The organism is Psychrobacter sp. ANT_H3 (assembly GCF_027919975.1).
Lineage (GTDB): Bacteria > Pseudomonadota > Gammaproteobacteria > Pseudomonadales > Moraxellaceae > Psychrobacter > Psychrobacter maritimus.
Genome location: NZ_JAQISM010000025.1, coordinates 110950 through 124414 on the forward strand (window position 1 = coordinate 110950; position 13465 = coordinate 124414).

8 protein-coding genes, 1 tRNA gene and 2 pseudogenes are annotated in these 13465 nt (G+C 41.4%); 5 read left to right on the forward strand and 6 right to left on the reverse strand.

The annotated features are described in order from the left end of the window. The first annotated feature begins 327 nt into the window (after positions 1-327). The 4 genes from PG901_RS11925 (at position 328) to PG901_RS11940 (ending at position 5144) form a co-directional block, all read left to right on the forward strand. Positions 328-2649 carry an NADP-dependent malic enzyme gene (locus PG901_RS11925; RefSeq protein WP_201619384.1) on the forward strand — a complete coding sequence of 774 codons (2322 nt, stop codon included), beginning with the start codon at positions 328-330 and terminating at the stop codon, positions 2647-2649. 161 nt (positions 2650-2810) lie between these two features. Then, positions 2811-4115 carry a tRNA nucleotidyltransferase gene (locus PG901_RS11930; RefSeq protein ID WP_271134536.1) on the forward strand — a complete coding sequence of 435 codons (1305 nt, stop codon included), beginning with the start codon at positions 2811-2813 and terminating at the stop codon, positions 4113-4115. 46 nt (positions 4116-4161) lie between these two features. Then, on the forward strand, positions 4162-4974 hold the full coding sequence (locus tag PG901_RS11935; protein ID WP_271134537.1) for a pteridine reductase: 813 nt from the start codon (positions 4162-4164) through the stop codon (positions 4972-4974). Positions 4975-5067: 93 nt separating this feature from the next. Beyond that, positions 5068-5144: transfer RNA gene (locus PG901_RS11940), tRNA-Ile, on the forward strand. Positions 5145-5246: 102 nt separating this feature from the next. On the opposite strand, the pseudogene PG901_RS11945 reads toward PG901_RS11940, so the two are convergent. The 4 genes and pseudogenes from PG901_RS11945 to PG901_RS11960 all read right to left on the reverse strand — a co-directional run. Then, positions 5247-5570: pseudogene (locus PG901_RS11945) on the reverse strand (IS1595 family transposase); the annotation flags it as partial. Between the two features lie 209 nt (positions 5571-5779). Further along, positions 5780-6472 (reverse strand): hypothetical protein, encoded by a 693-nt coding sequence (locus PG901_RS11950; RefSeq protein ID WP_271134538.1) that lies wholly within the window; start codon positions 6470-6472, stop codon positions 5780-5782. Between the two features lie 12 nt (positions 6473-6484). Next, a complete protein-coding gene (locus PG901_RS11955; RefSeq protein WP_271134539.1) occupies positions 6485-8512 on the reverse strand; it encodes a hypothetical protein in 2028 nt (675 codons plus the stop codon). Between the two features lie 23 nt (positions 8513-8535). After that, on the reverse strand, positions 8536-10041 hold the full coding sequence (locus tag PG901_RS11960; RefSeq protein ID WP_271134540.1) for a hypothetical protein: 1506 nt from the start codon (positions 10039-10041) through the stop codon (positions 8536-8538). A gap of 367 nt (positions 10042-10408) precedes the next feature. Between PG901_RS11960 and PG901_RS11965 the strand changes: the two genes are divergently transcribed. Continuing rightward, positions 10409-10882 carry a transposase gene (locus PG901_RS11965; protein ID WP_271134541.1) on the forward strand — a complete coding sequence of 158 codons (474 nt, stop codon included), beginning with the start codon at positions 10409-10411 and terminating at the stop codon, positions 10880-10882. 26 nt (positions 10883-10908) lie between these two features. On the opposite strand, the pseudogene PG901_RS11970 reads toward PG901_RS11965, so the two are convergent. Both PG901_RS11970 and PG901_RS11975 read right to left on the reverse strand, forming a co-directional pair. Beyond that, positions 10909-11145 (reverse strand): annotated as a pseudogene (locus tag PG901_RS11970) (transposase); the annotation flags it as partial. A gap of 330 nt (positions 11146-11475) precedes the next feature. Further along, complete coding sequence (locus tag PG901_RS11975; RefSeq protein WP_442966908.1) at positions 11476-13158, reverse strand: NAD-dependent malic enzyme; 1683 nt, start codon at positions 13156-13158, stop codon at positions 11476-11478. Positions 13159-13465 lie beyond the last annotated feature (307 nt).

Consider the following 13465-nt stretch of genomic DNA (forward strand, 5'->3'; position numbering starts at 1 on the left):
GCGGCTATTCTGTAATATTTTGAAACATGATGCAATTAGGGTTGATATTTCGCCCTATTATTTGTCATCATCAACCAGCGAAATAATGAATATCATTTTATTATATTGCTCGCACTATTCAGTCGAGCTGACTAGGCAGTTAAATGCCAATAATGCTAGAATAGCTGTTTTTGTACGATTGTTGTTTTTACCCTGATGTCTAGTCGCCAATCATGACCTTTTTAGTATAAAAGCACCCTCATTGTGATCTTTCATGGTTTTGAGGTTTAGACGTTAGTTTTTTATCCCATTTACTTTATTCCAATTATCCCAACCATGGCAATTATTATGAATGACGATATCACTTTGAATACGGATGCTCCTACCACGGAAAAAGAGCAGTTTGAACAAGCTGCCCTACATTACCATGAGTTCCCACGCCCGGGTAAAATCTCAGTAACACCTATCAAGCAACTGGCCAACCAACGTGATCTGGCGCTCGCCTATTCACCAGGGGTTGCGATACCTTGTCTTGAGATTCAAAGAGATCCAGCTTTAGCAGCTAAATATACTGCTCGTAGCAACTTGGTCGGTGTGATTACCAACGGTACTGCGGTACTTGGTTTAGGGAATATTGGTCCATTGGCATCAAAGCCTGTGATGGAAGGTAAAGGGGTTCTATTCAAAAAATTCGCTGGTATTGACGTTTTTGATATTGAAATTGCTCAAAACGATCCAGACAAGTTCATCGAAGCGGTTGCCTCTTTAGAGCCTACTTTTGGTGGTATTAACTTAGAAGACATCAAAGCACCAGAATGTTTCAAAATCGAGCGCGAATTACGTAAACGTATGAACATTCCAGTATTCCACGATGACCAACATGGTACGTCAATCATTGTTGCCGCAGCGATGCTAAACGCTTTGCTCATCACTGGCAAAAAAATTGAAGAAATTAAAGTCGTTTGTTCAGGCGCTGGTGCAGCCGCTATCTCTTGTTTAGATATCATTTGTGCGCTTGGTGTTGATAAAAACAACATCTTGGTATCAGACTCACGCGGTATCATCACCACGAGCCGTGAAAACCTTGATGAGACTAAGCAGCGTTATGCCCGTGATACCACCGCCTCTACCATCGAAGAAGTGATGGATGATGTCGATATGTTCTTAGGCTTGTCTATGCCTGGTACATTGACCGAAGACATGGTTCGCCGTATGGCAAAAGACCCTATCGTCTTTGCCCTTGCCAATCCAACGCCTGAGATTATGCCAGAATTGGCCCATGCGGTACGTCCAGACGTCATCATGGCAACAGGTCGCTCAGATTATCCCAACCAAGTAAACAACGCGTTATGCTTCCCTTATATCTTCCGCGGTGCGTTAGACGTTGGCGCAACGACCGTTAATGAAGAGATGAAAATTGCTTGCGTAAAAGCAATCGCCGCCATGGCGCATGTTGAAGCCACGCCAATGAGCAACGTGAAAAACGTTGAGAGCACGCCAAGCTTTGGACGCGAATATTTGATTCCAGGACCTTTGGAGCCGAACTTAATCATCGAAATTGCTTCTGCTGTTGCTAAAGCGGCGATGGATTCTGGGGTTGCGACGCTACCTATCACGGATATGAAAGCCTACCGTCAACGCTTGTCTGAGTTTGTTTATAACTCAGCGTTTGTCATGAAGCCTATCTTTGCCCGCGCGAAAGCTGACCCTAAACGTATTGTTTACTGTGAAGGCGAAGACAGCAACGTCTTGCTCGCGGTACAAGTGGTGGTCGATGAGCAGTTGGCATATCCAATCTTGGTTGGTCGTCCTGCCGTCATCGAAAAGAACATCGAGAAACTTGCACTACGCCTAAAAGATGGTGAAAACATCACGATTATCAATCAAGATGATGATCCACGCTATAAAGACTACTGGCAGGGCTACTACGAGAAAAACAAACGTAATGGCGTCAGCATTGAACTTGCTCGCCGTGATGTTCGTCGTAAGACCTCTTTAATCGGTGCGTTACTGGTTGAAAATGGCGATGCCGATGGTATGATTTGTGGCACATTCAGCTACTATCAGCTCCATCTAAAATACGTCAGCAGAGTCATCGGTAAAAAAGAAGGCGTCAGTGATTTTTATGCGATGAATGCTGTCTTGATGCAAGATCGCAACATCTTTATCGCCGACACTTATATCCATGAAGACCCAACGGCTGAGCAATTGGCTGAAATGACGGTACTAGCAGCTGATCAGTTACGTCGCTTTAGCATCACGCCACGTGTGGCGTTGGTTTCGCATTCAAACTTCGGTACATCAGACCGTGCCAGCGCGGTAAAAATGCGCAAAGTACATCAGCTGCTGACAGAAATGAATGTCGACTTTGACTTCGATGGTGAAATGCAAGGTGATGCGGCACTTGATGAACATATCCGTGCCAATGACTTGCCATCAAGCAATCTAAAAGGCTCAGCAAACTTGCTTATCTTACCAACGCTTGATGCAGCAAACATTGCTTTCAACCTACTAAAAACAGCGACCAGCAGTGCCTCTATCGGTCCTATCTTGCTAGGCGCTAACAAGCCTGTACATATCCTAACCCCATCAGCAACGGCACGCCGTGTGGTGAATATGACAGCGCTTGCGGTCACTGAAGCTCAAGATTTAATCAATGAGCAGAAGTAGTTGTTTATATAGCGTATAAACACATAGCTAAGACGGTCTTCTGTTAGTTATTTATAGAAACCGTCTGCTATACTAAAACCAGTCAATACTCCTAAGCGAGTGTTGACTGGTTTTTTTTGGCAAAATGACTTAGTAAATACTGGATAAAAAAAGAGACTATTATGCAAGTGTATCTCGTCGGCGGCGCTGTCCGTGACCAATTGTTAGGTCGTCCTATCAAAGACAAAGATTTTGTCGTCGTCGGCGCGACTGTCGCAGATATGCTGGCGGCAGGTTTCCAACAAGTGGGCGCAGACTTTCCAGTATTTTTGCACCCTGTTAGCCGTGAAGAATATGCCCTAGCACGTACGGAGCGCAAACAAGGTCTGGGCTATCAAGGCTTTAGTGTGCATGCCAGCCCTGATGTCACCTTGCGTGAAGACTTGCAACGTCGTGATTTGACTGTCAATGCCATGGCAATCGAAGTCAAGAGTCTTACCGATGACACGCCCATCACTGGTAAAGTCGTTGATTACTACGGTGGATTGGATGACATTGAGAATAAAACCCTACGCCATGTCTCAAGCGCTTTTAGCGAAGACCCATTACGAGTACTGCGAACCGCGCGCTTTTATGGACGCTACTATGATTTGGGCTTTAGTATCGCCGATGAAACCTTGCTATTGATGCGTCAATTGGTAAGCTCAGGCGAGCTTGCGCATTTAAGTAGTGAACGCATTTGGCAAGAATCGAGCCGTGCCATGATGCAAGTGTCGCCGCAAGTATATTGGCAGCAGCTGTTTGAGATTGGGGCGCTAACAGAGTATTTTGCCCCGCTACATCAAGTTTGGAGCCATGCTCAATACGGTCAAATACGAGAGATTGTACAAACTGCATTGTATTTCGCCGGTCAAATGCAATTAAACTTATCGCAGCGCTGGGCGTTATTAATGGCCAGTCTCAACACAGATTCATTTGCTCTGAAACCTACAGACTCGAATTCAGATAACATAGCATCAAATGACATAGCATCAAATGACATAGCATCAAATGACATAGCATCAAATGACATAGCATCAAATGACATAGCATCAAATGACATAGCATCAAATAACATAGCAACTGCGGTTAAAGGCATTAATGAGATTGGAAACAGCGCAAAAGTGCCAAAAGCGCAAACCCAATTTGCCACCTTATTTTTGCAGCAAACACAAAAGCTTAGCATTATAGACCAACTGAGCGCCGCTGAGAAAATCGATCTTATTCAAGCTTGTAGCGCTCATAAAGCGCCGGACAAACTCTCGCAGCTCTTGGTCACAAGCCATGTTTTAAAACTGGCCATACAGCACCGCCAAATGATGCTGGCATTGGGCAGCTTTCATGCCATTAGCATGGACGACATCGACCAAAGCCTCAAAGGTCCAGCGATTGGCGAAGCATTACGACAACGTAGAATTGAGCATTTACAAGCACAACCTGTCTTATAAACAAGTTCTTTCAACCAGCAATTTAGATAATAAAAATACCTTTAATATGAACCAAGAATTTAGCTTAAGCCGACCAAAAAATTCTAATACCTCAGCGCCAGTAATGCTAGTAACTGGTGGCGCTAAGCGTATTGGTGCGGCTATTGTTCGTGCCGCCCATGAGCAAGGCTACCGTGTCATTATCCATTGTCATCATAGTGAGCAAGAAGCCAATGCCCTAGCCGATGCGCTGAATCACAGTCGTCCTGATAGCGCGGTCGTCGTCCTTGCAGATTTGGCGGTTGTTAATAATAGCGAGACGCTACAGCAATTTACTCAAAATATCATGCAAGCATTTGGGCAACTTAATGTCCTAGTGCACAACGCCTCACGCTTTTATCCAAGTTCGCTTGGTCATATCAATCTTGAGCAATGGGATGAGTTGTTTTTAACCAACGCCAAAGCGCCTTTATTATTAAGCCAAGCGTTATATCCTTATCTACGGACACAGCAGGGCTGTATTATCAGCCTGCTTGATATCCATGCGCATAACAGACCTTTTAAAAATTATGCCGTCTACAATATGGCAAAGGCGGCGCATCGCATGATGGTACAGTCTCTAGCGCTTGATATGGCACCTGATGTACGCGTCAATGGCGTCGCTCCTGGTGTGAACATCTTACCTGAGGCTGATAGCGACCAAGCGCTTGACCAGCAGCAGCAAAAAAGCATCGTCGATTCTATACCCATGCAGCGGATAGGCAGACCTTACGAGATTGCGCATAGTGTGCTTTATCTGGCGCACGCCAGTTACGTCACTGGTGAGATAATTACCGTCGATGGCGGTCGTAGCCTGACATTGGCTGGTGGTCATATTTGATAGAAAATGGCATTCCTTAAAAATATCTGTATTAGTTCCTATCTTTTACTTGAAAATCTAGAAAAATCAGGTATCATTGTGCGTCTAACGTTAGGGCCCATAGCTCAGTTGGTTAGAGCAGAGGACTCATAATCCTTTGGTCGTAGGTTCAAGTCCTACTGGGCCCACCAAATTTAAACCCTTACAGTCATTAACTTGTAAGGGTTTTTTATTGCTTAAATTTTATATAAATACATTGAGGTAATTAAATTTGTGGCTGTAGTAGATAAGGATTAAATATCACACCATATTCTCAGGGTTTTAAGCTGATGAGACGGTGAGCAATAGTTGAATCTAAACTCACACTCTTTTAAAAACAAATGGAAGTTCTTCTTATCGATCCCATTATATTTTCTGAGAGTTCGTTTAGACTAATTCCAAAAGTTCTCAATGCCATTGATGTGATTGATTTTACGCTTAATCACAGGCATTAGAGCAGTGTATTTGGTGTCTGCTACGACAATGGTATAGACCTTGCTATTTCGTTTTAAAATACCAAATACGGCGGTTTTACCAGCAGCCTCGCGACCTCTTTTGCCTTCATTATTCTCATAAAATTTATCAGTAATAGTATTGGCATAATTCCATGTCTTGATTACTCAGCTTAAGGGAAAGTCCCGAGAGGTTGACCATATTTTAGTGCTTTAAATTCCGTAAAATACTAAAAAATAAGAGAGCCCTCTAGAGGGCTCTCTTATTTCTTGAAATGATTTAATCATCATTTGCAATTTTGATTGTATTTAAGGTTTAACCTAAATTAATATGTTTAAATATCATTCAGTACTTTTGGTTTATCTGATGAACTCGTCGGCATTTTGAATTCAATACCAGCCTTTTTAAATAGTTTTGGATATTCCACCAAAGCCATCGTTGAATTTTTAGCAATACCAGTGATATCTCCGACCATACCTTTAGCCTCAACTAAAGACATTCCTGTATTGGTCAAACTTCTTGGATTTGCTATTAAACTCATACCTACTTGTTTAGCACCTACCGCCAATTCACGAGCGGTTAAACTTGCGATTACAAAGTTTGTTGCGGAGTCCAACAAATGCTGCTTCTGCTCCACATTCAGTGCTGACAGCTTAGCTACTGTTCCTGCTTCATCTTTTTGAGAGGCTTCTAAAACAGTATTAGACAACACTACAATTTGTTTTTGAATTGCTTCTTGTTCTTTCGGATCAGAGGTCGTTTTCAGACTTTTCTGTTTTGCTTTTAACTCATCTGAATCTTGTTTACTTGCGAGTAATGAAGCTAAAGCAGCACGACTCTGAGTAAACATTTCATTGGTTGCTTTAGCCTGCGTGAAGAAACCGTTGATATCCATATTTGAAGAAGATACACCAGTAACAGATTCAGATAATGATGATGCAATACTACTCAGTGACCCAAAACCTGCATAGACGCTTGATGCTCCCATTGAAGCCGCTATTGCTAAAACAATTGCAATTTTTTTCATACCTTGCTATCCCTATTGTGAAGAATCGGCTTTTTGCACGATTTGATTTAAAATTTTAGGTAAAGCCTCAAACATCTGAATGTTATACATCTCATTACGATGCTGATGATCTATACCCTTTAATTCGATTTCTTGTTGCAAACCATAAGCCCCTATCTTTTCTGACTTTTGGTTGAATATGCGTGCACCACTGGCCATAACCAATGTGGCATCACAATTACTTTTATCTGCATTACATTTAATACTGTCTTGTTTCACTTCAATCTTAAGTACTGGCTGTAAACATTCATCTGTAGGAATATGAAAGTTAACTTTCATATTTTTTTTAAACCCAGCATTTTCAGTCATAGCAACGACTGAATCTTTCAATAGGGTCTGTCCTTTAAAGCCTGAACCTGTCGCATAAAATGGTCGTTTCGACTGACTGCTAAAAGCGTGGTAAATCAAAGGACCAAAACCATAAAATGGAATTTCACCAACTTGCTCGGTATGTAAGCTTGGACATAAAACGCGCGATTGCTTCGAGTCACCCACTGGAGCAGAACTATCAAGCAGAATACTGTCTCCAGAACGCACGGGTAAACGATCACTGCTGTTGACAGGGAAATCTAATTGCGCTGTAACTTTCGCACCTTGACGTTCCAAAACAGTCGCTTCCCATGTTGGAATCAGAATATTACGTCCTGCTGCCTTATCTGAATGATAAACATGGACTTTCATTCCGGTACTTAAGCGTTTCCCCGCATCATCAATGGTAATGTTATGACCACTTGAACTCGAGACTTTTAAATCAGAACGAGTAAATTGAATCCCTTTTTGAAATTGTTTACCTAATTTCAAAAGTGCGTTTTTCAATACAACTTCTTTACGTGCCTCTAGAGAAAACCCCATTCCTTCTGAAATCACATCTTTAATATCATCTGTTGCATGTGCTGAGTAGATTACGCGACCAGAACGATCAATCATTTCAGCAAAAACTTCACTATGTAAAACCTGTTGCTGAGTTATTTTTCCAATCTGCTGTTGATAAGCAATGACAGGAATGACATTAATCCGAATAAAAAATTCAGGTAACTCACGTTGGTTAATGTCTTCACTTTGCGCTAATGCAGTCTGTTCACTAACACTTTGTGCCATAGCACTATAACGTCGATTGACTGGAGTCAAAGTAAATGAAGCTTGCTCACCTACTGCATCTGAAAAGATTTGCTCAATTAAATCTTTTGATTCGCCTTGATAAGTCAGTACATCAACCACTAATGCTTTAGGCTTATTCATAGCCTGACGTGTATTGGTTGATACTTTACTAAAGCGCTTACTACGACCCTGCATCAATATTGGCACAGCCACAGCATAATCACTGTCCGCATGTACCACACGAATCAAATCGCCATCTATTGAACTCAGCTCATCTTGTGCAGCGATTCCTTGCTTAAAGCCTTTATCTAGAACCAAATAAGATTTCCACCGATCAATCACTTGGGTCTCAGTTTCAGAGATTTTAAGTTTCGATTTTAATTCTTCAGTCACTTGCTTAGTCAATGTCAACAAAGTACTTTGAAATTTCTGTTTAATGGCTGTTTTTGTTGTAGTGGAATCAATTTCAGTAGTAAGTACCTGAATCGGTTGCGACAACGTGGCACTGTCACTATAAATGACCTCGCCCGACAACACGTTAGTGAGTTTTAAACTTAAAGTGACTGGCAGAAAAATTTCTGCTGTCGAATCCTTCTTTACAATGTATTCACTCGCGCGTAACACTTCTAGAGATGCTATATAAGTACGATTTTTAGTTTTTTGCGAAATAGTATCGACAACTTGTTCACCGAAACTTTGTTTTAAACCTTGTACAAAAAATTGCTCGGTTTGTTTACGCATGACTTCATTGTCAATCGCTTGACTGAAATCACACACAATAGAAGAACCATTCGCTTCATATTTGCTAGGATCGGTACGACAACCTTGCTCCAATCCAAAAATACCTTTCGATGGGTAGATTTGAATATTCGCATTTGCCCATGTTGAAACAAGCATCGGCATAGCCAAACATAAGACTTTGAATGTTATGTGCACTGTGTACCACCGATGCAGAGTGTGATCGTATTTCCAGCTAGCAATCGCTCGGCACTTGATAACGTTGGGCTTACTTTACGTAGCGCTTTAGCCAATTCTGCACTGATCGGTTTTTCACTCTTATAGGTCATGGTCATTTCAACCAATTTGCCGTCTTGAGTGCGAATATCGATATTTTCTGCGCCATCCATTTCATCTAAGGCAATATACAAATCATCCCCTAGACGTGAAGAAACATTACCTGAAACACTTTTCACAAAAATGGTAATTTCTTTACCGTACATAGAGCGATTTTTTGCATAACCTAAAATCTGTGGTCCAACTTGGCTAACTGCTAATTCACCTAGTTTCTTTGCGACATTGGTACGGCATGAATCTGTGGTCGCACCTGTCGATGACTCTGTACGAGTTTCCCCGCCCATTAAAGTCGAATCATCTACTGAATAAATTTTAAAACTTACCGCACCATCGCAGACAAATTGACCCGTGGCACTCGAACGACCACGATCATAAATATAAGAGCTACCAGCCATAAACCAGTCCGCTTTTTCTTTACGCGCCGCGATTACTAGCTTATTAAGCTCTACATCACTCATTAGTTGTTGAATCGTCATACTACGACCATTTAAATACTGACTTCTGAAACGGTCAGAATCGAGTAACCGCAAATCATAACGAGATGCAGAACTTGCAATTGAATTTAATGTTTGATTATTACGCTCAGCTTTAGTACTTGGTGTTTGATATTCCACATATTTCACAAAACTTTGGATATCCTTCTGACTTTCAGATTGGCTATATTTTGCCGACTCACTGGCATTGTAGCTACTTGAGGATGCTGATTTACCTGAATTATTATGGCTTGATGAGCGGGCAGCAACACCTACACCAGCCCCATAATAATTATCATAGGCATAACCTGCTGCGGCAGCCGAGCGTCCTTTTGATGAATAAGAATCTGACGCACTGGCTTTAGCACTTTCACTAGCTTTGTAACTTGCATCTTCATCATAGCTATAGCTACGATCTGAAAAATAAGAAGTAAATTCTTTAACTGGCTTAGAGTTATCTTTTGGTACGCCGAAGTATTCGTCCATCACAATCATAATCGGACTGGTTCGACTATTTTTCTTTGCCAATCCTAAATCATTAAGAATTGAACGAAATTCTTGGTCATCTATTTCCAGACTAACTTGAGTGACTAATTCATTGTTGCTGTTGGTACTACTGCCTCGGTTTAGCACGTAATTACTGTCAATTTGTTTTACAATGTCATTTAAGTATTGATTCGCTTCATTCATCGCCTGCGGACCATTAATACGCTTAATGAGAGCAATAACAGCATCAGTTTTTGCATTGTTGTATGCTTGATTACGTGTGCCATTCAGATCTTTTTTGATAATAGGTGTAGCACCTTCTCCATTCACTTTGATAATTTCAGCATTACTAACTTGAACAGCCCCCAAACACAAAAGTGTCAATATAGCCTTTTTCATAACTCACCCTTTTAATTAGAATTTCTAGCTATTTTTATAATTTCTTTACTAAGTTTTAAATTCAGGGCTTACTCGATAATCTCTCTATCAGCAATTAAAGTCGCCTTCTTTAAAGATTACGTAAGTCATAAAATCAGCACATTATATACAAAAAACAAACATCCAGCAAACAAATGTTATCATTAAGCCTAAGAAATAACTTTAATTTTATTGATTTTTAGAAAAAATCTCTTACAAGAGGTAACTCAACTTATTAATGGTATGAGGTGTAATTTACATTGAATGTAAGAAAAGCGTGTCCGGTAAAAAGAGCGGCTTACCAGAATAGGCTTGATCGCTTTACGCAGCAAGGCTACCCATTATCTATATGGATGAAGGCGGCTTTGAGGCTGAAATCATTCGTTCTCATGGTTATGCACCGATAGGTATACCCTGTATCGATAGCTACAACTGGCAAGCAAAAAAGCGTACGAATGTCGTTGGTGTTCTTTATGAGAAAATGCTGTTTGCGCTTGAGTACGTTGAGCAGAATATCAACAGCACCATATTCTACGACTGGTGCAAACACACTTTAATTCCAAGCCTTAAAACCAAGTGCGTGATTTTGATTGATATGAGCGAGGATAAAGCAAAGCACTGCTTTGCCCGAGCGCAAGATGAGAGCTCTGCTCGAGTGAATCGGTTTGATAAAAATAAACGTATTCAAAAACTCCTCAACAGGCATGGGCATCGTATTTTATGGTTACCACCGTACAGCCCTGAGCTGAACCCTATCGAGAAAAATTGGTACAGGCTAAGTTTCTGCGCCGAGGGTGTATGGAGAATAATCTACCAAGTCTAACTGTACGGATTTGACGGCAGGGGTCAAACTTTGAGCTCACGTTTAAAACGTTTATTCTCTTCTATAATAGCCATGAGTTCAGGGTCATACTGCTTAGTGCAGATAAGCTTGCCTTCATTAGCTTTGCTTTGCTAGTTAGACAAGTTCTGCATGGCTATGCCTAGCTGCTTTGCAGTCACTGAAACATTGCCGTTGTTGTCTGCTATCTTTTTGACGGCTGCAGCTTTGAAAGCTGCACTATAGGTTCTGATTTTCTTAGTCATGATAAACTCCTCATTAAGTCGTTGGTTTACTAAATTTGGTTCTACAGTTTTTTCAGCATAGTTCAAATAAAAAGTTGCCTAAGAAACCGAAAAGCCCTCTACGTTATATAAAATAGCGAAGAGGGCTTTTACGATTTTAATGAATGAATAATTAATAACTATAAAGAAATGCAATTATGCTTGCTGATCTAACAGCTTTTTTTATGTTAAATTAATTCAGCGGCAACTGGTCAACCGTATTTATAAAATTCTGGCTAATGCCCAACCAAGGTTACCTTGGTTAGTCTAGAGCCAGCTATCATTTATCTATAGCTCTAGACTTTCTAAAAACTAAAAGGAAGTACGACGATAGTTGCGATATTCAGGCAGCCAGAAATTCGCTTTTAAGCGGCGCTGTAGGTTCTCCGCCGTGATAGGTAGTGCCAGCTTATCTTGAACCGCCTGCAGTGCCACTTCATAAGCTATTTTTTCACTGATCTCTTTAATAACTTTAATAGGCGGTAATATGGCACCGGGTGCTTTTTCGTACTCCATTGATATATCTGCAAGCGCTTGGCTTGCTGCCATCAACATATTATCGCTGATACCTGTCGCTCGCACTGCTAGAACACCGAGACCTATACCGGGAAATATATAGCTGTTATTACATTGAGAGACTTCAAAAGACTGACCGTTAAAAGTGGTATTAGCAAAAGGGCTACCCGTTGCGATAATGGCGCGACCACGGCTCCAATTCGTCACTTCTTGCGGGGTGGCTTCCACACGAGACGTCGGGTTTGAAAGCGGTAGTACAATTGGGTTTTCAGTATTAGCACATAAGGATTCGATTACCTCTTGAGTAAACAGACCTTTTTGTCCACTGACACCAAATAATACTGTTATTTTTGCTTGTTTAACCACTTGCGCTAAACCGAGCTTCTGACTCTTATCCCAATGTTCGATAGCCGATTGTTTTTGCACGAGCGGCTCTTGGAATTTTTGTAGTTCTGTCATGCTATCAGTGAGCAAGCCATAACGGTCAACCATAAATACTTGGCTACGAGCCTGCTCTTCCGTTAAGCCTTCGCGCTGCATTTGGCGAATGATATGCTCAGCAATACCGCAACCTGCCGATCCTGCACCCAAGAAGGCTATTTTTTGCTGGCTTAGCTTCTGACCCTTGTTTAGGCACGCTGCAATCAAAGCACCGACCGACACCGCAGCAGTCCCTTGAATATCATCATTGAAACAGCATAACTGGTCACGATATCTGTTTAATAACGGGGTGGCGTTTCCCTGTGCAAAATCTTCAAATTGTAATAACACCTCTGGCCAACGACGCTTAACGGCTTGAATAAATAAATCGACAAATTCATTATATTCATCGCCAGAGATGCGTGGATTTCTCCAACCCATGTACATAGGATCGTCAAGTAGCTGTTGGTTATTGGTACCGACATCTAGCAAAATGGGTAGACAATAAGCGGGGCTGATGCCACCACAAGCCGTGTACAAAGCCAATTTACCAATGGGAATGCCCATACCGCCAATACCTTGATCTCCTAGACCCAATATACGTTCGCCGTCAGTGACAACGATCACTTTGACATTTTGTTTGGTGGCATTTTGCAGCATATCATCGATTTTATGGCGCTCAGGATATGAGATAAATAAGCCCCGTTTACGGCGATAAATTTGCGAGAATTTTTCACACGCTTGACCAACCGTTGGGGTATAGATGAGCGGCATGACTTCCTCTATATGCTGCTCAATCAAATGGTGAAATAGGGTTTCATTGGTATCTTGTATATTACGCAAGTAAATGTGCTTATCCATGTCACTAGTAAAGGAGCGCAGTTGATGATAAGCCCGCAGAGATTGCTCCTCAATCGTCTCAATGTTATGAGGTAATAACCCTGTTAAATTAAAGCTATCACGTTCTTCTGATGAAAAAGCACTGCCTTTATTCAGTAAAGCGGTTTCTAATAGAGCGGGTCCGGCAATGGGAATATATAAGGGACGCTTGTTTGACATAATAAAATCTTCTTATTGACGTATGAGTGAAAACGATGCTAGTGCTGCATTATACATAGCATCAGCCCATACTTAACAATAGATAACAAATCATTTTGAGTGAGCATGGCTCTAAACTTGATTACTGATACATTTGCCTAGATACGATGCGCAGATGAAGTTAGGGGTTAATCCTATCTTTGATCCTAGAAAGGCGGGCGTGGATAATGCAGACTTCTGGATAGGCTACAGTGATGAGCATGGTCATAAATAATGGTCTTACCTACTGTTTTAAACAATAGACTGCGATATAAATTAGCCTATCAGG